We start from the raw sequence: 24,381 nt of genomic DNA, 5'->3' as shown, positions 1-24,381 counted from the left end.
AAACCCGCACTACGTGAGCCCTTCAGTCTTTCCACTTCTGCTTTGCATTGGCTTAAAAGGGAATAACCATTTCTTTACCAATGCGCTTTGAATTGAAAAGGCTGAGGGGCTCTGAAATGGTCAAATACTTAATGCAATTGGTATTACTTGTTTTCCCGCAAGTGCAGATTTAACTTGTGGAAGCGAAGTACCACCTAATGCTTCACGTTTAGCCAAACAAGACTCAATCGTTAGGCACTCATACACATCCGCTTCAATAATTGCGCTAAAGCTCTGCAGCTCTTCTAAAGGCAAGTCTTCCAGCGGTGTTTGTTTCGCAATAGCATTAACAACGGCTTCACCGACCACATGGTGCGCCTCTCTAAACGGCATACCTTTAGCCACTAAGTAATCAGCCAGCTCCGTCGAGTTTGCATAGCCTTGCTGCGCAGCGCTTAATGTTCTTTCACGATTAACTTGTAAACCACTTAGCACTAATGCTGCCATCTCTAGACAAATCGCCCAGCTGTCCATAACATCAAACAGCCCCTCTTTATCCTCTTGCATATCTTTATTATAAGCCAGTGGCAGAGCTTTCATCGTAGTAAGAATACCGATTAAGCTGCCATACACCCTACCCGTCTTGCCCCTAATCAGCTCAAGAGCATCAGGGTTTTTCTTTTGTGGCATTAGCGACGAGCCCGATGTCACTTCGTCATCTAATTCGATAAAGCCCGCTTCACCACTGTTAAAGAAGATAAGATCTTCAGCCATACGGCTCAAATGCATCATGCTAATTGAGGCATCGCTACAGATCTCTACCACATGATCTCTATCAGAGACAGTATCTAAACTGTTAAGCGTTGGGCTTGCGAAACCGAGCGACTGCGCAAGCTTTACTCTGTCCATTGGATAAGCAGTACCCGCTAACGCACCAGTCCCTAAAGGACAAGTATCGGCGCGCTTCAAAGCATCTTGCAGTCGACTGATATCACGCTCAAACATCTCAACATAGGCGAGACACCAGTGGCCGAATAAAACCGGCTGCGCTCTTTGCAAATGAGTGTAACCAGGCATAACAGCATCGATTTCACGCTCCGCGAGTTCGATAAGTGCAGTTCTTAATTTGCCTAGCAGTTCAAGTAGCTCCTGGCCCTCTTTTTTACACCAAAGCTTAAGATCGGTTGCGACCTGATCGTTACGCGAACGACCTGTGTGTAACTTTTTACCTAAATCACCCACTTTCGCTATTAGAGATTGCTCAACAAAGCTATGAATATCTTCTGCACCTGAAGCGATAATCAACTCAGGGTTCGTCGATGTTTCCGCTAACAGCTCGTTTAACGCAGCATGTAATTGGGTGCACTCGTCAGTGGTTAATACCCCAACTTGAGTAATAGCACTTGCCCACGCAATCGAACCGATAATATCTTGCTCAATCAGGCGGTAATCCACAGGCAATGAGTCGTTAAAAAGTTTGAACAGTGCGCTGCTCTCTTGGCTAAATCTGCCACCCCATAATGCCATGCTGGCTTCCTCTTAAATGCTGGGCGGACTGCTCGTCCGCCATTTAAATATTAAAATTGATGAGTAATTTTACGAATATTACTTGTTGTGACCGTGTAACGCTCTGATCCGGCTAGACAGAGAATACAAACGGATAAAGCCCTCAGCATCCTTCTGGTTATAAACATCATCTTCACCAAAAGTAGCAAACTCTTCAGAATATAAGCTGTTAGGTGAACGTTTTTTCACTGCACTCGCTTGGCCTTTGTAGAGTTTAATGACCACTTCACCATTAACCAGATCCGCCAGCGGCTTTGAAGCACCCAGTAGTGACTCACAAAGCGGTGTAAACCAACGGCCATCATAAACAAGGTGAGCCATTTGAGCGCCAACTTGCTCTCGCCATTCACGGCTCGTTTTATCCAGTACCAACTCTTCAATTGCACGTAGTGCAGCGAACATCACTGTGCCGCCTGGCGTTTCGTAACAGCCACGAGACTTCATGCCCACCAGCCTGTTCTCAGTAATATCGATCCGTCCCACGCCATGTGCGCCAGCAAGGTCATTAAGTAACATTAAAGCCTTGTAAGGGGACAATGCCTCACCGTTTACCTTAGTGATCTTGCCTTGCTCTAACTCTAATGCCACATATTCTGGTGTATTCGGTGCGTCTTCTGGTGCAACGGTCATGGTCCACACGCCTTGAGTCGGCTCGTTCCATGGATCTTCTAATTCACCACCTTCATGGGAGATATGCCAAGCGTTAGCGTCACGGCTATAAATCTTAGTCGCAGAAGCTGTCGTTTCGATATTACGTTCAGCAAGGTAATCAAGCAGATCTTCACGGCTTACCATCTCCCACTCACGCCAAGGGGCTATCACCTTAAGATCGGGGGCTAATGCCGCAAAACAACCTTCGAAACGTACTTGGTCATTACCTTTACCTGTACAACCATGACATACAGCATCTGCACCAACTTTACGGGCTACTTCTACCTGAGCTTTAGCGATAATAGGTCTCGCCATCGAGGTACCTAGCAGGTATGTACCCTCATAAATGGCGCCAGTTGCAATCGTTGGGTAGATATAATCAGCCACCAGCTCTTCTTTCAAGTCGACGATATAACACTCGGAAGCGCCAGATGCGATTGCCTTTTCATGCAAACCTTCAAGCTCTTCTGAGCCTTGACCCACATCGGCACAGAAAGCGACGATCTCGCAGTTATCATAAGTTTCCTTAAGCCAAGGGATAATCGCCGAAGTATCAAGGCCACCTGAGTACGCAAGTACAACTTTTTTAACGTCTGTTTTCTTTGTTTCTGCTGACATTTTATTTCCTACCACTTTATTTCTGGTTTAGCTCGCCAACGCGAACCCACACAAATTATTGACTAAATAGAGTTACAAGCACGGCATTTTGCGCATGCATACGATTCTCAGCCTGTTGCAGTATTAATGAACACTCACCATCTACAATCTCTGCTGTTGCTTCGACTTCTCTATACGCTGGCAAGCAATGCATGAAGTGCTTAGCACCCGCCGCGGCCATTAACTCGGCATTAACTTGATAAGGCTTAAATTTGGCTTCAATCTCTTCCATTGATGCATTGTCTCCCATCGAAATCCATGTATCGGTATAGATGGCATCATGGTTTGCTATCGCCTCAATGTCTGAGCTAAGCACTAACGTGCCACCATGCTTTGCAGCTAATGCTTGAGCTTCACAAACAAGGTTACCATCAGGGAAATGACCTGGTGGGCACAACACTGTGAGGTGCGCACCTAATATTGCGGCGCCAAACATCAATGAGTGTGTCACGTTGTTACCATCACCAACGTAAGCAAGCTTTACTTTACTCACATCGCCATACTGCTCAGACAAGGTTAAAAAGTCGGCTAAACCCTGACAAGGGTGATAAAGATCAGATAATGCATTTATCACAGGTACCGAACCGTGCTCTGCTAGCTGCTCAATGGTTGAGTGCAAGAAAGTTCTCGCAACTATAGCGTCTGCCCAACAAGAGATGTTGGCGGCAAAATCAGATACAGGCTCACGTTTACCCAGCGCACCATTTTGTTGATCGAGGTACAAACAGTGACCACCTAGCTTATTGATACCAATATCAAAGCTGACACGGGTTCTTAGTGAAGGCTTTTCAAATAGCATCACCACACTTTTACCGTCGAGAGCTTTTCTGTAATCCGCTGGGTTTGCTTTAATATTTTTTGCTAACGCTAGCAAGTCTAAAAGCTGCTGTTGCGATAGGTCTTTAATTGATAATAGATGGTTCATGAAACCGCTCCCTAAGGTTGAATCTGAGTACCAACGGCTTCACCGTTGCTTAGTGCAATAAGTTGTTCGGCATGACGCCAAGATGCGATTTGAACGGCTTGCCCCATCGACTCCGCAACATCAAGAGCGGCTTCGACCTTAACTTTCATGCCTTTTTCAATCACACCAATCTTAGTTAGTTCGTTAATTTCTTTACGATTCAAGCTGCTGATCAGTTGTCCTTTGCCATCAAGTACACCTGAAACATCAGACAACAACACAAGGTTGCCGGCAACAAGTTTTGCTAGTGCAGTGGCCGCTTGATCTGCATTCACATTCAGCATTTCGCCTTGGCTACTGATGGCAATGGAGCTCACAATTGGCATCCAGCCTTTAGCTAATACAAACTCTAAGTAACTGGCATCATTTGGCTCAACTTCACCAACGAATCCGAGTTGTGGATCTTTAATGCTCGCTGTCATCATGTCAGCATCGGCAAGGCTCATACCTAAACAGGTGATGCCAGCTTTGATTGCTGCAGCCTGCAGGATTTTATTCGAGGTACCAGCGAGTGCGCCGACAATAACCGGAACCTGTTCAGCAGGAGTAATCCTTAACCCGTCTAACTTTTCAGTGACCATGTTATTGGCTTTAAGCTGCTCATCGACCAAGCATCCACCACCGTGCACCATAATCAATGGTTGACCATCTGCAAGGATCTTTGCCGCAGTCTCCATTAAACGTGCCATGCCCATTTCACACTGTAACAGTGCTCCACCGACTTTCAGTACCATGACAGGTTTAGTATTCAGCTCTGTATTTAATGTTGCCATTTTAGGATCCAAAGTTGTTATTTTAACAATTCGTTAAAATGAATCTTTATGCATTGCAAGGCTTGACTCGCAGCCCCCTTCATTAAGTTGTCAATTGCACTTGTGACCACGAGGTAATTTGTTTCAGGGTCAAACTTCCAACCGATAAGGCAGTTAGGTGTTTGCACCACATCATCAACTTTCGGAAATTGATTCTGCTTTACCGTTACAAGGGGCGCATTGTCATAACACTGATAAGCCGCTTCAATATCTTTAGCCGTGGTGCCTTGAGCCAATTGCACCGTAATGGTGGCAAGTATGCCGCGTTTAAAATTTCCCAGATGAGGAGTAAAGATAACTTCTTGGCCTAGCTGGGTCGCAATTTCAGGTTGATGCCTATGCCCAAGTACGCCGTATGGCGTTAAGCTCACCTCACAAAAGCTAGTATGCAGTTGCGCTTTTCTACCCGCCCCTGTCACACCACTGACTGCATTAATCACCGGCATTACATCGGTAAGTAAATCGGCCAGAGGCTTAAGTGCCGTGAGTGATGCAGTAGGATAACAACCCGGTACCGCGATCATTTTACTGGTTGCGATTTTCTCTGCATTCCATTCCGCTAAACCATAAACAGCATCAGCAAGCACTTGTGGATATTCATGAGTAAAACCATACCACTTAGGATATTTATCTAACGCTTCAAACCGATAAGCACCACTTAAGTCAAACACCGCTAGACCTTGCTGATAAAACCAAGCCGCTAAGTGTAAACTCACTACATGGTCTGTCGCTAACACGACAGCGTCAGCCTGCTCAACAATTGCGGCTTTAGCATCATCGTTTAGTGGGCTTAAACAAAGATGAATATGGCTGTATGTAGGGTACAACTCTGCAAGAGCTTTACCTTTATCTAAGCTATTTTCAGAAACATAAAGACCTTGAATGGATAAGCCCATTTCAGCATTTATGAGAGAGGTAATCTGCGCTCCGGTATAACCGCTAGCGCCAATAATGGCTATATTTTTCATAGTCTATGACTTTAAAACCTTTATCTTGAATTTAGATGACAAAACGAAAAAAAGAGTGGGCACAACTTAAGCCCTGGCTGAACACCATTAAAGACAAGTTTATCGTCGCAGGAATTGGGTAGGATTGACCTTAATACTTAATAATTGAACTAGGTTAAACATATATACTCTCATCTAAAGGCCATCAAAATATGGTACTTATCTTAGCTGTTTGATAGACTAACATACAAATTTAATTATGCAATATATTTGAATATATATTTAGGTATTTTTTAATGACTACACTCCCTACATTAAAAAGCAGCTTCACTCAGCTAATCGGTTCACCATCGATCAGCGCATTAGAAGCACAACATGACATGAGCAATAAGGCCGTTATTGCACTACTGCATAATTGGTTTACAGATTTAGGCATGAGCTGCCAAGCACATCCCGTTGCTAATACTCGTGATAAACACAACTTTGTCGCCTCTTATGGTAACGGCCAAGGTGGGCTTTTATTGGCAGGCCATACAGACACAGTACCATTTGATGAAGGGCGCTGGAGTCAAGATCCTTTTCAACTGGTTGAGAAAAATGACCGCTGGTATGGTTTAGGTACCTGTGACATGAAAGGTTTCTTTGCTTTAGTGCTAGAAGCATTAAAAGAGATGCCGATGGATAAGTTCAAGCGACCTTTGCATATATTGGCCAGCGCTGATGAAGAAACCACCATGAACGGCGCAAAAGCATTTGCCGCTGCAAAATCTATCAGCCCTGATTACGCTATTATTGGCGAGCCCACTAGCTTAAAGCCTGTATATATGCATAAAGGTCATTTTACTCAAGGTATACGGGTAACAGGTCGAAGCGGTCACTCGTCAGATCCCGCTAAAGGGCTCAATGCCATTGAGGTCATGCATATAGTCACCGGACAGCTGCTTAAACTTAAGCAGCATTTAGCTGAAAACTACCGTGAAGAGGCTTTTAGTGTGCCATACCCTACTATGAACTTTGGCCATATCCACGGTGGCGATGCAGCTAATAGAATATGTGGTTGCTGCGATCTACATATCGACCTAAGGCCAATCCCAGGTTTAGGCCTGGAAGAGTTAGAGCTGATGGTGGCAAATTACCTAGAGCCAGTTTCTAGCCAGTATCCGGGCTGTATAAGTGTCGCACCTTTGTACCCAGGCTCAGAGCCCTTTGCCGATGATAAAGACAGTAGTTGGAGCAAGTTAGTAGCACAACTTTCACAGAGTGAACCGGAAGTGGTCAACTACGCCACTGAAGCTCCCTATATTAGCCAACTCGGTTGTCAAACATTGGTGCTGGGACCAGGAAGCATTGAACAAGCTCACCAACCCGATGAGTTTCTTGATCTGCACTACTTAGATAAAACTAAAAAGCTATTAAAAGAACTGATTTATCATGCTTGTATAAAATAATTCACCTTGTCAGATTAGATATTTAGTGCAAAGTCATTCTAAGCGCCATAATTAGTATGGTTAAAGTGAGGTAGAGCACATTCAGACACGGTAACCCGAACTAGATCATTGCCTAGTGTGCTATCGCTAGGTATTGTGATCGATTAGCTTACTGATATGGAGCACGTATGGTTGATATGTATGCGTCGTTAAGGTCAAACGTTGGTACCTTAGGACAGATTTTAGGTGATACAATTCGTACCGATCTCGATGACACTTTTTTGGATAAAATCGAGCAGATCCGCCACCTCTCAAAAAGTTCACGTCAAGGCAACGATGCTGCCCGCGAAGAGATGCTGACCCTACTATCGGCATTAAGTGATGACGAACTAGTGCCATTCGCCAAAGCCTTTAACCAGTTTCTAAACTTGGCAAACATTGCCGAACAATTCCATACAATTAGCCGTAATTGCGATGAGCTTGTCTGTGTACCGGATCCTGTAGAGCAGCTTTTAGGCAGAATGCTCGGCGGTAATATCGATCAAGAAAAAATGCTTGAGTGTTTAAAGAGCCTCGATATTGACCTAGTACTCACAGCCCACCCAACAGAGATCTCAAGACGAACTTTAATTCAAAAGTATTCTGCCGTCGTCGACTCACTTACTGCGCTAGAAAACCCTCAGTTAACTGAGCAAGAGAAAAAGCAGCATCATCTGCGTTTACGTCAACTTATCGCTCAGATTTGGCATACCAATGAGATCCGTAATGAGCGTCCGACTCCGGTAGATGAAGCTCGTTGGGGATTAAGCACCATTGAAGTGTCATTATGGCAAGCGATTCCAGATTTCTTGCGTCAGCTAAACCAGCAAGTAGAAGAACGTACCAATACTCAACTGCCCATTGATATCGCTCCGGTAAGATTCTCTAGCTGGATGGGGGGTGATCGCGATGGTAACCCTTTTGTAACTTCAGTTGTCACTCAAGAGGTGCTCGACCGTAATCGCCATTCCGCTGCCAGGCTCTACCTCAAAGACGTAGTTCTTCTGGTTAACGACCTGTCTATGGAAACCGCAAACGATGAACTACTTGCCTATACCAACAACAGCAACGAGCCTTATCGAGACGTCTTAAGAGATCTTCGTGGCAAACTAAGAAATACCATCGATTACCTCAATGCCAGACTTGAAGGTCATAAGCCCGAGGTCGACTTAGCTGACATCATTTGGGATGAAAGAGATCTCAAAGAACCGCTAATGATGCTTTATAGGAGCTTAAGTGATTGTGGCATGAGCCTTATTGCTAATGGTCTATTGCTCGATATGCTGCGCCGAATAGCCTGTTTTGGTATCCATATGCTGAGACTCGATATTCGCCAAGATGCACAGCGCCACGCTGATGTTATTGCGGAACTAACACGATACTTAGGCATGGGCGACTATGCACATTGGGGGGAAGCTGAAAAGCAATCTTTCCTACTTAGAGAGCTAACTAGCAAGCGACCGCTAATCCCATCAAATTGGCAAGGTAGTGATGAGGTTGCAGAAGTACTGCGTACCTGTCGATTGGTCGCTACACAACCAGCACGAGCCATGGGGTCTTATGTTATTTCGATGGCCAGCCAGCCCTCCGATGTTTTAACAGTATTACTGTTACTCAAAGAAACAGGTTGCCCACATCCAATGCGTGTTGTACCGCTGTTTGAGACATTAGACGATCTTAACAATGCGTCTCAGTGTATGTCTTCACTCTTTAGCATCGATTGGTATCGTGGCTATACCAAAGGCATACAGGAGGTGATGATCGGTTATTCCGATTCAGCTAAGGATGCTGGAGTGATGGCTGCGGCTTGGGCGCAGTACAGTGCCCAAGAAAAACTAGTCGCTGTCAGTCAGGACGCCGATATCAAGCTTACCCTCTTCCATGGACGTGGCGGTACAATCGGTCGAGGAGGCGGGCCTGCACATGAAGCGATTCTATCGCAACCGCCTGGTTCTGTTGATGGTCGTATACGTGTAACAGAGCAAGGAGAGATGATCCGCTTCAAGTTTGGTCTGCCTAAGCTCGCGGTACAAAGTCTCGCGCTATATACCTCAGCGGTGATGGAAGCAACACTGCTGCCACCGCCAGAGCCCAAACCAGAGTGGCGCAGGTGCATGGAGCTACTTGCCGATGAGTCAGTACTCGCTTACCGCGCTATCGTACGGGAAGAAGCTGATTTCGTTTCCTACTTTAGAGCAGCAACCCCAGAGGTTGAACTTGGTAAACTGCCATTAGGTAGCCGCCCAGCAAAACGCCGTATCGATGGCGGTATTGAAAGCCTGCGTGCGATTCCATGGATCTTTGCTTGGTCACAAAACCGCTTAATGTTACCAGCGTGGCTCGGAGCCGGTGAAGCACTACAAGCTGCATCCTTGAGAGGCGAACTGCCATTACTTCAAGAGATGGAGCAAGAGTGGCCATTCTTTAAAACCCGCATTTCGATGCTAGAGATGGTTTACGCAAAAGCTGAGCCAAACTTAGCCAAATACTATGAAACCAGCTTAGTGCCCAAAGAGCTACATCACTTAGGGGTACAACTGCGTGAACGTCTAGCGATTGGTGTCGATGCAGTGCTTGAGCTCACTCAAGCGGAAAGCTTAATGTCTCACACTCCTTGGAACAGAGAATCTGTCGAGTTGAGAAATCCCTATATTGATCCGCTTAACTTCCTGCAAGCTGAGCTATTAGCTCGTACCCGCAGAGAAGAAGAGACCTCAAAAAATGTAGAGCTTGCTTTAATGCTGACTATTGCAGGTGTCGCTGCCGGTATGAGAAACACAGGTTAATGAAGATGCTTAAAATCACGCTTTGCGCACTATCGCTATTGCTGACAGGTTGTGTCAGTCAGTACAGCATTACTGAAAGTGAGTTAGAAGGCTACTTAAGTGATGAGATGCACTTTGAGATCAACCAAGGTAACCAGATCTTTGGTATTGAACTCAAAGTAAATGACATTGATGTTACTTTAGGTGCTAAGCCCAATACCATGTCCGTAATGGCGTCCACCCTGGTAAAAGTGCGCAACCCGATGCTACCTATCAGTGCTGACTTGACTGCCGAGTTCGAAGCGGAGCCTTGGTATGATGCTAGTAATCAGAGTGTGTATCTGCGTAATCTTAATTTGGTAAAAGTAGAGTCTAAGCCAAAGGATATCGAGAAAGCGATTGGCTCTATTGCACCGCAGCTTATGGGGTTTCTAACACAGTTTTTAGAAACTCAACCTGTGTATGTGCTCGATACAAAGGAGTCTAATCAAGCATTAATCGCCGAAATGACCAAGCGTATTGAAGTAAAGCCAGGCAAATTGGTGCTAGTGTTTGACGAGTAAAAGCTGATCTAAACCACCAAACATAAGGCAGTAATGAACATTTCATTACTGCCTTTTTATTAAACTTAGTTATTTTTGAAAACGTTTAATCGATCCATAATCGACTATTACGGCTTCATCAAGTAATTCTCGACGCAGCATATCAAATGCTACAGCAGTACTTAAACTACGCACTAAATCCCGAGAGCGACGTGGTAACTTAATCATTTGGCTATAAACTCCGCTCTTAGTTGCCAGTGCTATCGCGACAGTACCAACAGGCTTATCCTCTGTTCCGCCTGTAGGGCCAGCAATACCGCTTGTCGCTAATGCATAATCACTATTTAAAATAGCTCTAGCACCTGACGCCATCTCCTCGACAGTTGCTATAGATACCGCACCATGATCATCTAAGGTTTCTGGTTTAACCCCTAGTACTTTAACCTTTGATTCGTTACTGTAAGTAACGAGTCCTTGATCTAAGTAAGCTGAACTTCCAGCATGTGAAATCAATTGACTTGCAATCATGCCGCCAGTACATGACTCTGCCGCACTCAAGGTCTTCCCTGAATCAATCAACAACGCATGGATCTCTTCAGCTAGACTCTTTTTATTATTTGCTACTATCGCAGTGCCTAACAGGAAACGGATCTGCGCTTCAATCTTATCCATCTCACTTATTGCTGCTTTACCACGTGCAAACAACTTAATTTCAATATGTGGCATTGAGCTGCGGTAACCAATGGTGATCCCCTCAGGTAATACAATGGTTTCTAATGCATCAGCTAGAGACGATTCGCCTTGTCCTAATGTCAGATATTTACGCAATGCAACATCACCCGCTATTTCAAACCTTTCATTAATGAAAGGAATGAATTGCTCTTTAATCATCTGTTTAAACTCAAAAGGCACCCCTGGAGTAAAAAACAACCAAGCCCGATTTAGTTTTACGGCAAATCCACAGGCTGTACCTACAGGGTTATCTATCATGATGGCTGATTCTGGTATTAGTGCTTGCTTAAGATTACTCTCTGCCATCACTCGTCCATTACGAGTAAACCAATCATCTAAGCGATCTCGCCAGATTTTATTCTCCACCAAAGGCTCACCTTTTGCTAATGCCATTGCTTCTGAGGATAAATCATCACTGGTAGGGCCTAAGCCACCATTAACGACAATGACATCGGCCTCAGTGCTTCGCTCTTGAAAAACAGCGACCAGATCTTCAAGCCTATCACCAACGGTAATTCTCCGTTGGCACTCGACTCCATGCTCCATTAGCATATTGGCAAACCATGCTGCATTAGTATCAACTATCTGACCTGCTAATACTTCTTCGCCTGTACAAATCATTTCTAGCTTCATTGGGCAATCCCTAGCAATTAATTGCTGTTAAATTAGGAGAGCTAAGCGCTAATAGCAATAACCAATTGCCATTATGTTCTCAATTCATGTGAAGTAGTGTTTACGCATCATCGACATGCTTGGATTCAAAGTGCCCGAAGCAGTCTAAAAAACCTAATCTCTAACAGGTAAGGAGAGACAAAAGCAGAAAAAGTAGACGAGTAAAGTAGTAAAGAAACGGCTAATTCGCAAATTGCAGACGTAAAAAGGCCCGTTGCGTTAGCAACGGGCTTAATACTCTCTGACGAGAAATTAGGCGCCTGGAAATGACCTACTCTCACATGGGGAAACCCCACACTACCATCGGCGATACTGTGTTTCACTTCTGAGTTCGGAATGGGATCAGGTGGGACCACAGCTCTATGGTTTCCAGACAAATTTGGCAAATTTAGAAAGCTGTTACTCGCTACGGCAAGTAATATTAAATTATTGAGTTCGACACCACATTAAGTGTCACTCTTTTCAGAGTAGTTCTAACTTCGATGAGGTAAAAACATCAGTCTCATACACCCTCCATGGATGGAGGAAGTGCCTTAAATGCATGGAGCATTTTTGGCCAAAACCCATCAGGGTTGTATGGTTAAGCCTCACGAGTCATTAGTATCAGTTAGCTCAACGCCTCACAACGCTTACACACCTGACCTATCAACGTCCTAGTCTCGAACGGCTCTTTAGAGGAATTAAATTCCTAGGGATGACTCATCTTAGGACTCGCTTCCCGCTTAGATGCTTTCAGCGGTTATCGATTCCGAACGTAGCTACCGGGCAATGCTATTGGCATAACAACCCGAACACCAGCGGTTCGTCCACTCCGGTCCTCTCGTACTAGGAGCAGCTTCCTTCAATCATCCAACGCCCACGGCAGATAGGGACCGAACTGTCTCACGACGTTCTGAACCCAGCTCGCGTACCACTTTAAATGGCGAACAGCCATACCCTTGGGACCGACTTCAGCCCCAGGATGTGATGAGCCGACATCGAGGTGCCAAACACCGCCGTCGATATGAACTCTTGGGCGGTATCAGCCTGTTATCCCCGGCGTACCTTTTATCCGTTGAGCGATGGCCCTTCCATACAGAACCACCGGATCACTATGACCTACTTTCGTACCTGCTCGACGTGTATGTCTCGCAGTTAAGCTGGCTTATGCCATTGCACTAACCGTACGATGTCCGACCGTACTTAGCCAACCTTCGTGCTCCTCCGTTACTCTTTGGGAGGAGACCGCCCCAGTCAAACTACCCACCAGGCACTGTCCCGAACCCCGATTCAGGGGCCGCGGTTAGAACATCAAAACTACAAGGGTGGTATTTCAAGGTTGACTCCACTCCATCTAGCGACGAAGCTTCAAAGTCTCCCACCTATCCTACACATGTAGGTTCAATGTTCAGTGCCAAGCTATAGTAAAGGTGCACGGGGTCTTTCCGTCTAGCCGCGGGTATACGGCATCTTCACCGCAATTTCAACTTCACTGAGTCTCGGCTGGAGACAGCGTGGCCATCATTACGCCATTCGTGCAGGTCGGAACTTACCCGACAAGGAATTTCGCTACCTTAGGACCGTTATAGTTACGGCCGCCGTTTACCGGGGCTTCGATCATGAGCTTCTCCGAAGATAACCCAATCAATTAACCTTCCGGCACCGGGCAGGCGTCATACCGTATACTTCCTCTTGCGAGTTTGCACAGTACTGTGTTTTTGATAAACAGTTGCAGCCACCTGGTATCTGCGACTGCCAGCAGCTTAGAGAGCAAGTCTCATCACCGCCGGCAGCGTACCTTCTCCCGAAGTTACGGTACCATTTTGCCTAGTTCCTTCAGCCGAGTTCTCTCAAGCGCCTTGGTATTCTCTACCCAACCACCTGTGTCGGTTTGGGGTACGATTCCTACTAACCTGAAGCTTAGAAGATTTTCCTGGAAGCATGGCATCAACTACTTCAGTCCCTTAGGACCTCGTCATCAACTCTCAGCCTAGTGTGTACCCGGATTTGCCTAAGTACACAGCCTACAGCCTTAAACGCGGACAACCAACGCCGCGCTAGCCTAGCCTTCTCCGTCTCTCCATCGCAGTTAGCAGAAGTACAGGAATATTAACCTGTTTCCCATCGACTACGCCTTTCGGCCTCGCCTTAGGGGTCGACTCACCCTGCCCTGATTAACATTGGACAGGAACCCTTGGTCTTTCGGCGAGGGAGTTTTTCACTCCCTTTATCGTTACTCATGTCAGCATTCGCACTTCTGATACCTCCAGTGTGGGTTACCCCTTCACCTTCAACGGCTTACAGAACGCTCCTCTACCGCACTAGTGTAAACACTAGTACCCATAGCTTCGGTGTATTGCTTAGCCCCGTTAAATCTTCCGCGCAGGCCGACTCGACTAGTGAGCTATTACGCTTTCTTTAAATGATGGCTGCTTCTAAGCCAACATCCTAGCTGTCTAAGCCTTCCCACATCGTTTCCCACTTAGCAATAACTTTGGGACCTTAGCTGATGGTCTGGGTTGTTTCCCTTTTCACGACGGACGTTAGCACCCGCCGTGTGTCTCCCGTATAGTACTCATTGGTATTCGGAGTTTGCAAAGGGTTGGTAAGTCGGGATGACCCCCTAGCCTTAACAGTGCTCTACCCCCAATGGTATTCGTACGAGGCGCTACCTAAATAGCTTTCGAGGAGAACCAGATATCTCCCGGTTTGATTGGCCTTTCACCCCCAGCCACAAGTCATCCGCTCATTTTTCAACATAAGTCGGTTCGGTCCTCCAGTTGATGTTACTCAACCTTCAACCTGCCCATGGCTAGATCACCGGGTTTCGGGTCTACACCTTGCAACTAAACGCGCAGTTAACACTCGGTTTCCCTACGGCTCCGCTATTCGCTTAACCTCGCTACAAAATGTAAGTCGCTGACCCATTATACAAAAGGTACGCAGTCACAGTCTCAAGAACCGCTCCCACTGCTTGTACGTATACGGTTTCAGGTTCTATTTCACTCCCCTCACAGGGGTTCTTTTCGCCTTTCCCTCACGGTACTGGTTCACTATCGGTCAGTCAGGAGTATTTAGCCTTGGAGGATGGTCCCCCCATGTTCAGACAAGATGTCACGTGTCCCGTCCTACTCGTTTTCACGTAAAGTTAGTTTTCATGTACGGGGCTATCACCCTGTGCCGCTGTGCTTTCCAACACATTCCACTAACACCCTCTACGCTTAAGGGCTAATCCCCGTTCGCTCGCCGCTACTAGGGGAATCTCGGTTGATTTCTTTTCCTCCGGGTACTTAGATGTTTCAGTTCCCCGGGTTTGCCTCTTTAACCTATGAATTCAGTTAAAGATACATGCTTATGCATGTGGGTTTCCCCATTCGGACATCGTTAGCTCAAATGCTTGTTACTAGCTCGCCAACGCTTTTCGCAAGTTACTACGTCCTTCATCGCCTCTGACTGCCAAGGCATCCACCATATACGCTTAGTCACTTAACCATACAACCCAAATAAGTCTCTATGAGAGATATCCGTTGTTTTAAGCGGGTAAGCTCAAAACAGTCGTATCGTAACTAATGGTTTCTACTTTCGCCAAAATTAGAATTTTTAACTCGTAACCGTTAAGTCACAAGCCAAGACACTTAATGTTTAAGTGTTTAGAACTCAATTTTTTAATTTCGCGTTAATCCTATAAATAACAATACGATAAATCGTAGTTGTTATCCCTTTCAGATTAACACTATCAGCTTTCCAAATTTTTAAAGAACGATATCACTGCAACAAGGCAGGATATGTTTGCTCATTAACAAGCAATCTGTGTGAACACTCAACGTAATTTCTTACTAACAGATGTGAGTTAGTCGTATAGGTAAGGAGGTGATCCAGCCCCAGGTTCCCCTAGGGCTACCTTGTTACGACTTCACCCCAGTCATGAACCACACCGTGGTAAACGCCCTCCCGAAGGTTAAGCTATCTACTTCTGGTGCAGCCCACTCCCATGGTGTGACGGGCGGTGTGTACAAGGCCCGGGAACGTATTCACCGTAGCATTCTGATCTACGATTACTAGCGATTCCGACTTCATGGAGTCGAGTTGCAGACTCCAATCCGGACTACGACCGGCTTTGTGAGATTAGCTCCACCTCGCGGCTTTGCAACCCTCTGTACCGACCATTGTAGCACGTGTGTAGCCCTACTCGTAAGGGCCATGATGACTTGACGTCGTCCCCACCTTCCTCCGGTTTATCACCGGCAGTCTCCCTAAAGTTCCCACCATTACGTGCTGGCAAATAAGGATAAGGGTTGCGCTCGTTGCGGGACTTAACCCAACATTTCACAACACGAGCTGACGACAGCCATGCAGCACCTGTCTCAGAGTTCCCGAAGGCACTAATCCATCTCTGGAAAATTCTCTGGATGTCAAGAGTAGGTAAGGTTCTTCGCGTTGCATCGAATTAAACCACATGCTCCACCGCTTGTGCGGGCCCCCGTCAATTCATTTGAGTTTTAACCTTGCGGCCGTACTCCCCAGGCGGTCTACTTAATGCGTTAGCTTGAGAACCCAGTGTTCAAGGCACCAAATTCCGAGTAGACATCGTTTACGGCGTGGACTACCAGGGTATCTAATCCTGTTTGCTCCCCACGCTTTCGTACCTGAGCGTCAGTCTTTGTCCAGGGGGCCGCCTTCGCCACCGGTATTCCTTCAGATCTCTACGCATTTCACCGCTACACCTGAAATTCTACCCCCCTCTACAAGACTCTAGTTTGCCAGTTCGAAATGCAGTTCCCAGGTTGAGCCCGGGGCTTTCACATCTCGCTTAACAAACCGCCTGCGTACGCTTTACGCCCAGTAATTCCGATTAACGCTTGCACCCCTCGTATTACCGCGGCTGCTGGCACGAAGTTAGCCGGTGCTTCTTCTGCGAGTAACGTCACAGCTGTTGGTTATTAACCAACAACCTTTCCTCCTCGCTGAAAGTACTTTACAACCCGAAGGCCTTCTTCATACACGCGGCATGGCTGCATCAGGCTTTCGCCCATTGTGCAATATTCCCCACTGCTGCCTCCCGTAGGAGTCTGGACCGTGTCTCAGTTCCAGTGTGGCTGATCATCCTCTCAGACCAGCTAGGGATCGTTGCCTAGGTGAGCCATTACCCCACCTACTAGCTAATCCCACCTAGGTTCATCCAATCGCGAAAGGCCCGAAGGTCCCCTCCTTTCCCCCGTAGGGCGTATGCGGTATTAGCAGTCGTTTCCAACTGTTATCCCCCTCGACTGGGCAGATACCTAGGCATTACTCACCCGTCCGCCGCTCGTCACCTCAGGAGCAAGCTCCCTTGTGTTTCCGCTCGACTTGCATGTGTTAGGCCTGCCGCCAGCGTTCAATCTGAGCCATGATCAAACTCTTCAATTAAAGTTTTTTTTGCCCCACTCGGTTAAGAGTGAAACGGCTCAATGAATTATACTGTTTTTCAAATATCCGAAGATATTCGAAGTTTACATATTGCTATGGTCACTCAGTGGTTCATTGAGAAATATTTTTGATTGCATCTAAGATGCAATTTCGAATAACTCAACACCTGTGAGTGCCCACACAGATTTGCTTGTCATATTGTTAAAGAGCGTGAAGTCATCTTTCATACTTCGCCGAAGACGCTAGGTCGTTGGCTTGAGGAGGCGTATTCTACACTCTCCAGTGTCGGCGTCAAGCGCTTATTTTAAGAAGTTTTCTAAGCGTTGATTTCTTAATCACTCTCGTGAAATCCATCATCACCCGAAGCCTTAAAAGCGATTGTCACCTGAGGCTAATTTCCGAAGAAGTTAACTTCTCTAACACTGCTGCAAGTCCCGTACTACCTAAGTAGTTGGGCTGCTGTGCCGTGTCAGTGGATGCGCATTATAGGGAAATCTAACAAGAGCACAAGGGGCTAAATGAGAAAAAATGAAATAATATGGTTAAGCGGACACTTCTCAAACGATACGCGCAAAAAAGGGGCTAAAAGCCCCTTCTTAACTGTCTATTAAAGCTTACTCAGTCATTTACAGCTACTGCGTTTGCTCTAAGAAACCTTTTATCAGTGTAACGGCCTTATCATCGTCCCAGTCTACGAAGGTACGAACAAATGCGATTAACTCGCCTTCTCTATTAAGTATAAAGGTGGCAGGAATGGTATCCAAAGGGAATACATCACTTAAGCTCTGCTCTTTATCGTAATAAGTAGTGAAGTTCTCCATCCCTAATGTTTTAAGGAATGGTTCTACTTGTTTGTTACCATCAAGATCTATTGATACAGGAAGGACTTCGAACTCTTCTGAACCAATTTTGTCAGAGAATCGACTAATAGCCGGTAACTCTCTCACACATGGGGGACACCAAGTGGCCCACATGTTGACCATGATAACTTTTCCTTTGTACTGACTAAAATCGACAGGTTTACCCTGACTGTCTTTAAATGGAACAGCTTCTATTGGAAATGGCTTAGGCAGAACACTAATTTGATCAACACTTGATTGGATCTCCTTTTCGCCTTGCTTTTGCATACCTGGGTAAGCTTGTGCTTGCCCGGCAAACATTAGCGTGACGGCAAAGAGCCCAAATACTATGTTTTTCATTTAGTATCTCGCTTTAACAGGCGATCGAGTTCTTGCTGATCTTCTGACGTTAATTCATCAGTATTAGTTTCTGCAATACGCTGTTTGCGTATAAATAGAAAACCAATAAAACCACCGAAGATTAATAAACCGATAGGGCCTAACCAAAGCACATAAGTCTTGGCTTCCATTCTTGGTTTATAAAGCACGAATTCACCGTAACGGCTTGTCATAAACTCTATGATTTCGTCGTCATTCTTCCCTTCATCAACCATTTCGAATACTTCTAAACGAAGATCTTGGGCAACTGGTGAATTAGAATCAATCAAATTTTGATTCTGGCACTGCGGGCAACGTAATGAATGTGCCAAAGATAATCCACGCTTCTGGTTTTCCGGAGATTTAAACTCATAAGTATCAACCGGAGTCGCATTTACTACCGAAGCCATGCTTAATAGTAATACCAGCGCAGAAAAGCTCTTAATTAGTATTTTAATCATGATGCTCCATCCTTAGCAGCTTCCGCTTGTAACTCTTGAACCATTGGATAAAGGGTCTCTTTCCACACACGCGAGTCTATTGGACCTGCATAGCGGTAACGAATAATCCCTTTATGGTCAACAAGGAAGCTTTCTGGTGCACCGTAAACCCCCAAGTCTAAACCTAAACGACCATTATGATCGTAAATGTTAATAGCGTAAGGGTTGCCTTCGCGACTTAATTCACGAATGGCTAATGCCCGCTCATCACGATAGTTAATACCGTAAATAGGCAAAACATCTTTGCGCGCCAACGTCATTAAGAAAGGATGCTCATACTTACATGAAGGACACCATGTCGCCCACACGTTTAGCAGAGAAACTTTCCCCTTGAGTGTCTCATTAGTCAAAGTCTCCCCTGACTTTTCCAGAATCTCTAACTCGAAAGTCGGGATCGGCTTTCCTTCTAGAGCTGAATCGAGTTTTTGAGGGTTTAGGAAGAGTCCCTTATAAAGGAACACCCCCAAACCTAAAAACACAACCAGTGGAAGAAATAAAACTAGCTTTTTCATACTCACCCTATTCCATTATGCCGTTGCTAATTTGTCACTGTTGTCTGAAGCTTTCTTATCAGCGCTCTTTGCTTTGATTCTGTAACGCTTATCAGAAGCAGCAAAGAAACCACCAACCATCATAAAGATCGATCCAAACCATAACCAGCGTACGAATGGCTTATAGTTAAGACGAACAGCAAACTCGGTACGGCTGATAGGGTCACCCATTGTGACATAAAGGTCACGGAATAATCCCCAATCAATTCCCGCTTCGGTCATATCCATAGTACGTACATTATATTGGCGACGATCAGGTCTTAACAATGTGACGTATTCGTCATCTTGATAAACTTCTATCTGACCTTGCTGCGCAGTGTAGTTAGGACCCACTACGTTTTTGGTCTCAACATATTTGAAGGTATAACCCGCTAGCTCTTGAGAAACACCAGGGCCCATTCGAACACTCTTCTCAAGCGAGTAGTTAGAGACCATAGTGGCACCAACAACTGACACAGCAATACCTAAGTGCGCAATAATCATACCGAGCTGGCTTCGACCAAGGCGAGTCATATCGACAGGGCCTTCTTTGGTCTTAACCATATTATAAGCAGCTCGGAATGTCATAATTGTCACCCAAGTTGCGGTACCAATACCAAATGCAACCCAGATATTAAATTCGCCACCGGCAAGAAACGGTGCTGCAAGTCCGACGACTGACGCAATAACTGCTGGGATCAGTAGTTGACGTTTCAACTCACCATCTTTTGATTTCTTCCAGCGGATCACAGGACCAATACCCATGAAGCCAAATAACACAAGGACAATTGGAACAAATACTGCGTTGAAGTATGGAGGTCCTACAGATATTTTACCCATACCTAAAGCATCAATTAGCAGTGGGTAGAGTGTCCCAAGTAGAACGGTACCACAGGCTACAGTTAGCAACAGGTTACACACTAGCAGCATGGTCTCTTTAGACTTAAGCTGGAAGCGCGCAGGACTCTTCATCTCACTGGCTCGGAAAGCAAATAGGGTCAGCGAACCACCGACAGCTAAACCGAGTAAGAGGAGAATGAACATTCCTCGACTTGGGTCAGCAGCAAATGAATGCACAGATGTCAGTACGCCTGAACGCACGATAAAGGTACCTAACAAACTTAACGAGAAGGCGAAGATTGACAACAAAACGGTCCAGTTACGGAATGCGCCACGCTTCTCAGTTACGATAAGAGAGTGAACAAGCGCCGTACCAATCAACCACGGCATAAATGATGCGTTCTCTACTGGATCCCAGAACCACCAACCGCCCCAGCCAAGTTCGTAATAAGCCCACCATGAACCAAGTGCGATACCACCAGTTAGGAATACCCAAGCTGCCAACGTCCAAGGACGGCTCCAACGAGCCCAAGCTGAGTCTAGTCGGCCACTCATTAACGCTGCGATAGCGAACGCAAAGCTAACAGAGAAACCAACATAACCTAGATATAGCATAGGAGGATGGAAGATTAAGCCAACATCTTGCAACATTGGGTTAAGATCACGCCCTTCCATAGGTATTGGGAATAGACGTTCGAACGGACTAGATGTCAACAACATGAATAGTGAGAAGCCAATTAGAATCATGGCTAACACAGCTAGAACACGCGCAGTAAAGACCTCTTCTAAACCTTTACTAAACAATGCTACTGCGGCTGCCCATGCTGATAATGAGAAAACCCAAAATAGCAGTGAACCTTCATGACCACCCCAGACTGCTGCAATCTTGAAAAAGATCGGCAATTCAGAGTTCGAATGATGCGCTACATAAGCGACAGAAAAATCGTCGACGGCAAAGCTATAACCGAGCGCGACAACGGAGAACAGAATAAAAAAGAACATTCCGTATGTTAATGGCCAAGCATAGCGCACCAAATATTGGTCTTTGCGAGCTACACCTACTAAAGGGACGATGGCTAAAAGCATGGCGAATGCCACACCAATAATCAGCGAAAAGTGTCCTAATTCTGGGATCATGGGTTTTCCTCAGTCCTAAATCATGTATTGATAAGCATACGCTAATATCATTACACACGAGTCCGTAGTTAACACTACTAAAAAGGGTACAAATTTAGCTCAGTTTAGTATTTGCTATTGTTCCTGTCTGCCTATTTCATACAAATATGGGTGACTTGTCTCATTCTTTCCCTATCTTAGTACGGGCAACACATAAACAAATGTTCAAAAATACCACCATAAACTGAGCACATTTAGTGGGATTTTTAAGTCTGACTCAAGAAGTTCCCGTAAGTTTCGAGTTATTTTGCAAATAAAATCAATCTGTGAACAAGTACGCAACTATGACGATTTCAGGTTATATTACTGTTCAATGAATAATCTTTACGTATAATCTTATCCCTAGTTCAGCGGTGAATCCGCTTTTTCGCAAACTAAAGTGAAATAGACATAATGACCACATTCTGGATCTTGATAGCCTTATTTGTGTTGGTCAGCCTAGCGCTGATTTGGTTCCCACATATTCGTCAGCAAAAAATGCTGCAGACGGAAGAAGCCGGTGTTCGTAAAAGCACCAACTTAGAATTATTTAATGAGCGTCTCTCTGTTTTAGAGAAAGAAGTCAGCGAAGAGTTACTTGATCAAGCTGAATTTGATGCGCTTAAGAAAGAACTCGAAATAAGCCTACTTCAAGATATGAAGCAGGGTGATGATGAGTCTCTTGTTAATAAAGTAAAACCTAAAAGTGTGGCATGGCCAGCTTTGATGTCTGCAATCATTCTCGGGATTTCAGGCTACATGTACTCAACACTGGGCGCATATGAAAACTTAGACAAGCCGATGACAGCAAATGAAGCGCATTCAGGTATGGATGCAGCGCAAATGATGTCACAGCGAGTGCAGATGATGGAAGCTCAAGCTCAAGCTGAACCTGAAAACAGTCAGTTATGGTTTAGTCTTGGTCATACCTATATTTCAGCTAATCGTTATGACGATGCCATCATGGCCTTCGACAAAACAATGGAGTTAGTTGGTGTACATGCTGAGCTACTAGGCCCTAAGGCTACAGCCTTATACTACCGCTCAAACCAACAAATGACGCCAGCGGTTCAGGCTCTGATTGATCAATCACTCGCACTTGACCCTTCTGATCCTTCTACTTTATTACTTGTAGGTATGGACTCATTCTTCTCTGCTGAATATCAAACAGCTATCGATGCATGGCAGCTGATTTTAGATAGTGAGCGCAAAGATGTTGATCGCAGTGCGATTATCAATGCTATCGACAGCGCAAAAATGAGAATGAATGCTGAAGGCGAAATGCCAAATGATGATGCACATAAAAATGTTAAGCCAAAAGCCACAGCAAAAACAGTAACTGTAGAGGTTTCAATCTCTCCAGAACTGCAAGCTCAGGTTGCTAGCACTGATATGCTATTCATCTTTGCTCGCTCGACTGAAGGCCCTAAAGTACCGCTTGCAGCGACTAAAGTGTCTGCAGAATCACTACCATTATCGATTACACTGGATGACAGCACCAATATGGGTGGCAACGTTAAGCTAAGCGATGCGAAGACCGTAGAAGTGATTGCAGTACTATCAAAGCATGGCAGTGTTAAACCACAAGCAGGTGATATCCAAGGTAAACTAGCGATGATTAAAGTTGGTGATACAGGGCAACTGGTTCTCGATACCCAAGTTCAGTAACGTCAAATTACATTCATAAAAAAACCGGCTATTAGCCGGTTTTTTTATGTCCACAATAGAGTTTACTTTGACATATACTCAATTGCTTTCTTGTAGTCTTCATCTGAACAATCAGTACACATACCACCTGGTGGCATTGCGTTTAGGCCTGATTTAACACTTGATACTAGTGCGTCAGCGCCTTTCGCTAAGCGAGACTCCCATGCTGCAGCGTCATGTGCTTTTGGTGCGCCAGCAACGCCCATGCTGTGACAAACTTGACAAGCTTTATCGTAAACAGCTTTGCCATCTTGAGCAAAAGCACTTGTAGACAAAGTTAATGCAGCAGCTGCAGTCAGTGCTAATAATTTTTTCATTTTATAGGTTCCTAATGCAAATTCTAACAAAGCTCACGCTGCCCTTATAGAATGCGGCAGACTTATTATCGCTGCGCTAGGTTACTACAAACTTCACCAAATGGCATCTATTTGTGATTTAAATCGCGTTAAAAGGTGTTTAGCAAGACATAGTTCTCAAAAACGTTAATATATTAGCAAATGTTTAAAAAGTTCCTAAAAAGTTCCTAATATTCGAACTACATCAAATTGCTGACACTTAGCACTACACGAAACTAAACGCTTGAAAGTCTATGTGTTAGTATCACTTGTGTTTTTAGATGGCATGATATAGAGGGCTCAGTGGTAGAACAATCAAAAGCAACAACACTGGTATCGGCTAGTAACCTAACTTGTATTAGAGAAGAGCGTATTCTTTTTGACGAACTGAGCTTTGAAATCACCGAAGGCGAGATTGTTCAGATTGAAGGCCCTAATGGTGCAGGAAAAACCAGTCTTTTGCGGATCATCGCAGGATTATCTCGACCATACGCAGGCCACATCAACTTCAAAGGTGAAGACATCAATCGATGTCGAGATGAGTATAACGATGAGTTATTGTACCTTGGCCATTTGGCGGGGGTAAAAAGTGAACTTACAGCAGAAGAGAATCTTAACTTCAATTTAAGACTCAGCGGGTATGATGACTTTAATACACGCGAAATCCTTGCAAAAGTCAATTTATCAGGTTTTGAAGAAGCGTTAGCAGGCCATCTCTCAGCAGGACAACATCGCCGTACTGCACTAGCGAGACTTTGGCATACAAACTGTAAAATTTGGCTACTTGATGAACCTTTTACTGCGATAGATAAAAAAGGCGTAGAAGAGCTTGAACACCTCTTTTTAGCTCATGCTGAACGTGGCGGTTGTGTCATCTTAACGACCCATCAGGATATGGGCGTAATCGGTGATGACATCTTGCGTAAAATTCGCCTTGATTATCGCTTTGTTTAGGAATT

Annotated in this window: 16 protein-coding genes and 3 rRNA genes; 5 read left to right on the top strand and 14 right to left on the bottom strand. The window is 45.2% G+C overall.

From position 1 onward, the window contains the following. Positions 1-120: 120 nt before the first annotated feature. From argH to argC, 5 genes are all read right to left on the bottom strand, one after another. Positions 121-1,506: an argininosuccinate lyase gene (gene argH / locus SWP_RS09190; RefSeq protein ID WP_020912177.1), complete on the bottom strand. Its 1,386-nt coding sequence runs from the start codon at positions 1,504-1,506 to the stop codon at positions 121-123. Positions 1,507-1,584: 78 nt separating this feature from the next. Further along, positions 1,585-2,814, bottom strand: a complete 1,230-nt coding sequence (locus SWP_RS09185; RefSeq protein WP_020912176.1) for an argininosuccinate synthase — start codon at positions 2,812-2,814, stop codon at positions 1,585-1,587. 55 nt (positions 2,815-2,869) lie between these two features. Next, a complete protein-coding gene (locus tag SWP_RS09180; RefSeq protein WP_020912175.1) occupies positions 2,870-3,778 on the bottom strand; it encodes an ornithine carbamoyltransferase in 909 nt (302 codons plus the stop codon). Positions 3,779-3,789: 11 nt separating this feature from the next. Then, the gene (gene argB / locus SWP_RS09175; protein ID WP_020912174.1) at positions 3,790-4,590 is read right to left on the bottom strand and encodes an acetylglutamate kinase; all 801 of its coding nucleotides are present in this window, start codon (positions 4,588-4,590) and stop codon (positions 3,790-3,792) included. A 17-nt stretch (positions 4,591-4,607) separates the two neighbouring features. Then, entirely contained in the window at positions 4,608-5,597 is a 990-nt protein-coding gene (gene argC / locus SWP_RS09170; protein WP_020912173.1) for an N-acetyl-gamma-glutamyl-phosphate reductase, read from the bottom strand. Between the two features lie 275 nt (positions 5,598-5,872). Between argC and argE the strand changes: the two genes are divergently transcribed. From argE to SWP_RS09155, 3 genes are all read left to right on the top strand, one after another. Next, positions 5,873-7,024 carry an acetylornithine deacetylase gene (argE, locus tag SWP_RS09165; RefSeq protein WP_020912172.1) on the top strand — a complete coding sequence of 384 codons (1,152 nt, stop codon included), beginning with the start codon at positions 5,873-5,875 and terminating at the stop codon, positions 7,022-7,024. A gap of 167 nt (positions 7,025-7,191) precedes the next feature. Continuing rightward, positions 7,192-9,828 (top strand): phosphoenolpyruvate carboxylase, encoded by a 2,637-nt coding sequence (gene ppc / locus SWP_RS09160; RefSeq protein ID WP_020912171.1) that lies wholly within the window; start codon positions 7,192-7,194, stop codon positions 9,826-9,828. Continuing rightward, complete coding sequence (locus SWP_RS09155; RefSeq protein WP_020912170.1) at positions 9,828-10,370, top strand: YceB family lipoprotein; 543 nt, start codon at positions 9,828-9,830, stop codon at positions 10,368-10,370. Before ppc ends, SWP_RS09155 begins: the two co-directional genes overlap by 1 nt. 69 nt (positions 10,371-10,439) lie before the next feature. Here the strand turns inward: SWP_RS09155 and SWP_RS09150 are convergent, their stop codons facing one another. The 8 genes from SWP_RS09150 to SWP_RS09115 form a co-directional block, all read right to left on the bottom strand. Then, entirely contained in the window at positions 10,440-11,714 is a 1,275-nt protein-coding gene (locus SWP_RS09150; protein WP_020912169.1) for a CinA family nicotinamide mononucleotide deamidase-related protein, read from the bottom strand. A 297-nt stretch (positions 11,715-12,011) separates the two neighbouring features. Further along, positions 12,012-12,127, bottom strand: a 5S ribosomal RNA gene (gene rrf, locus SWP_RS09145). A 202-nt stretch (positions 12,128-12,329) separates the two neighbouring features. Then, positions 12,330-15,224 (bottom strand): 23S ribosomal RNA (locus SWP_RS09140). Positions 15,225-15,595: 371 nt separating this feature from the next. Next, positions 15,596-17,138: ribosomal RNA gene (locus SWP_RS09135) — 16S ribosomal RNA — on the bottom strand. Together the 16S, 23S and 5S rRNA genes form the textbook arrangement of a ribosomal RNA operon. Positions 17,139-17,770: 632 nt before the next feature. After that, positions 17,771-18,337, bottom strand: a complete 567-nt coding sequence (locus SWP_RS09130; RefSeq protein WP_020912168.1) for a TlpA disulfide reductase family protein — start codon at positions 18,335-18,337, stop codon at positions 17,771-17,773. Next, the gene (nrfF, locus tag SWP_RS09125) at positions 18,334-18,816 is read right to left on the bottom strand and encodes a heme lyase NrfEFG subunit NrfF (RefSeq protein ID WP_020912167.1); all 483 of its coding nucleotides are present in this window, start codon (positions 18,814-18,816) and stop codon (positions 18,334-18,336) included. Before nrfF ends, SWP_RS09130 begins: the two co-directional genes overlap by 4 nt. Continuing rightward, entirely contained in the window at positions 18,813-19,367 is a 555-nt protein-coding gene (locus SWP_RS09120) for a DsbE family thiol:disulfide interchange protein (RefSeq protein ID WP_020912166.1), read from the bottom strand. The genes nrfF and SWP_RS09120 overlap by 4 nt, the downstream gene beginning before the upstream one ends. A gap of 15 nt (positions 19,368-19,382) precedes the next feature. Beyond that, positions 19,383-21,362, bottom strand: a complete 1,980-nt coding sequence (locus tag SWP_RS09115; RefSeq protein ID WP_020912165.1) for a heme lyase CcmF/NrfE family subunit — start codon at positions 21,360-21,362, stop codon at positions 19,383-19,385. A 432-nt stretch (positions 21,363-21,794) separates the two neighbouring features. On the opposite strand from SWP_RS09115, the gene ccmI reads away from it, so the two are divergent. Further along, positions 21,795-23,048: a c-type cytochrome biogenesis protein CcmI gene (gene ccmI / locus SWP_RS09110; RefSeq protein ID WP_020912164.1), complete on the top strand. Its 1,254-nt coding sequence runs from the start codon at positions 21,795-21,797 to the stop codon at positions 23,046-23,048. Positions 23,049-23,110: 62 nt separating this feature from the next. Here the strand turns inward: ccmI and SWP_RS09105 are convergent, their stop codons facing one another. Continuing rightward, positions 23,111-23,404 carry a c-type cytochrome gene (locus SWP_RS09105; protein WP_020912163.1) on the bottom strand — a complete coding sequence of 98 codons (294 nt, stop codon included), beginning with the start codon at positions 23,402-23,404 and terminating at the stop codon, positions 23,111-23,113. A 321-nt stretch (positions 23,405-23,725) separates the two neighbouring features. On the opposite strand from SWP_RS09105, the gene ccmA reads away from it, so the two are divergent. After that, positions 23,726-24,376: a cytochrome c biogenesis heme-transporting ATPase CcmA gene (ccmA, locus tag SWP_RS09100; RefSeq protein WP_020912162.1), complete on the top strand. Its 651-nt coding sequence runs from the start codon at positions 23,726-23,728 to the stop codon at positions 24,374-24,376. Positions 24,377-24,381: the final 5 nt, after the last annotated feature.

The organism is Shewanella piezotolerans WP3 (assembly GCF_000014885.1).
Lineage (GTDB): Bacteria > Pseudomonadota > Gammaproteobacteria > Enterobacterales > Shewanellaceae > Shewanella > Shewanella piezotolerans.
This window is presented reverse-complemented; position numbering and strand designations above follow the sequence as displayed.